General features: G+C 63.1%; 3 protein-coding genes. 2 read left to right on the top strand and 1 reads right to left on the bottom strand.

The features are described 5' to 3' along the window. Positions 1-179: MspA family porin (locus tag WAW17_RS10215; protein WP_422332870.1), on the top strand; the 179-nt coding region annotated here is incomplete at its 5' end. Between the two features lie 71 nt (positions 180-250). Then, positions 251-931 (top strand): MspA family porin, encoded by a 681-nt coding sequence (locus tag WAW17_RS10210; protein WP_422332869.1) that lies wholly within the window; start codon positions 251-253, stop codon positions 929-931. Positions 932-996: 65 nt separating this feature from the next. On the opposite strand, the gene mscL is transcribed toward WAW17_RS10210, so the two are convergent. After that, positions 997-1464, bottom strand: a complete 468-nt coding sequence (gene mscL / locus WAW17_RS10205; RefSeq protein WP_422332868.1) for a large conductance mechanosensitive channel protein MscL — start codon at positions 1462-1464, stop codon at positions 997-999. Between the last annotated feature and the right edge of the window lie 84 nt (positions 1465-1548).

Here is a 1548-nt window from a genome sequence, read left to right as displayed (position 1 = left end):
CCCTCGGTGGCAAGGACATCAAGAAGGACGGCGTGTACGCGCTGCAGTACCAGGATGCGGAGCTGCAGGTGCAGAAGTGCGGTGGATTCGCGCAGGCTCGGTCGTACTCGGTCGTGGAGATCGTGGGTAACGACTACTCGAAGACCGTTCTGTACGGTGCCCCGTTCAGCATCGGCTGATTTCGGTCCTTTTGCAGTTCTTCACACCCACCTTCTCGCGTGTGCGAGTTATCTACCCTTAGAGGGGAACAATGATCATCAATCGTAAGAACGGTCTGCGGCTGGCCGGTGTCGGCCTTGCTACGGCCGTTGCCATGGGTTTCTTCTCCGCTGGTGTGGCCAGTGCGGACACGTTCGTTCCGCTGCCTGGTGGTTCGATCACGCAGACACTCGCTGACGGCACCGTGGTGACGGTGAATCTGACCGACGAGAGTGCGAACATCTCGCCGTCGCTGGGTTCGACTCCGTTGCACCGCAACGTGTGGGTCAGTGGCAAGGCCGCGGTCAGCCTCGACGGCGCCGGCGCGGAGGGTGCGGATATCACCCCCGGCTACGTCCTGGCCTGCCAGGTCGACTTCGGTGCGGAAGCCGGCGCTGGCGTCGACTCCGAGATCGCCGCAAGCGATCTCGCAGCGGGAGTGCTACCTGTGCCCAACGTCGGCGGTAGCGGCGCCGTCACCCTTGGGCCCGGCCAGGCCGTGAGCGTCGACGTCCTCGATCTCGAGTCCGCCGATCCTTACGGCGGCGAGTCGCACTCCGGTGCGAACTCGTTCGAGGGCAGTAGTGGTTCGGTCACCTGGGCCGATTCCATGCTCGGTGTCAGCGGTTGCGCCGGCTACGCCCAGGCGCGCGCCTACGTCACCGTCGATGTCGAGACCGAGAATGTGAGTAGCACAGTCACCCTGTGGGGGCAGCCCTTCAGCATCGGCTGATCTCCGAGAAAGTACTTCGGGCCCGTGCGACTTCTGTTGCGCGGGCCCGGGGTCTGTGAAGAACGCTACTGGGGTTCCTTGTAGAGGGTGGCATCCTCGTCGGACGTCTTCATGTGTGCACCGGTTTCGGACGGCCCGGCGCCGTTACCGGAGAGACTCGTCTCGAGGATGTCGCGAATCTGGATGAGGAGATCGGCCTCGCTGGCCTTCTTGTCGGCAGGTTCGGTGGCGAACCGATTCTTCGCGGCGTTGGCGGGCAGGATGAGCACGAAGTAGACCACCGCGGCGATGATGACGAAGTTGATGATGGCCGTGATCACGGCGCCGATGTTGATGAACGTGGCCGGGTTGTCGGAAATCAGCTGGTAGCCCCAGCCCATGTCGTTGTCACCGCCGACGGCCGCAATCAGCGGGTTGATGATGTTTGCGGTGAACGCCGTGACGATGGCGGTGAACGCGGCACCGACCACGACGGCGACTGCGAGGTCGAGCACGTTTCCGCGGAGCAGGAAGTCCTTGAACCCTTTGAGCATGTCGATTCTCCTCTGGTGAGCGGATGGGAAATCAGCATTGCCTCGAAGGAAAGCGTAGATCAGGACCGCCCGCGGGGAAGGGTC

It is taken from the genome of Rhodococcus sp. (in: high G+C Gram-positive bacteria), assembly GCF_049286785.1.
GTDB lineage: Bacteria > Actinomycetota > Actinomycetes > Mycobacteriales > Mycobacteriaceae > Rhodococcus_F.
The sequence above is the reverse complement of the archived record's forward strand: the minus strand, read 5'-3'. Positions and strand labels throughout refer to the sequence as shown.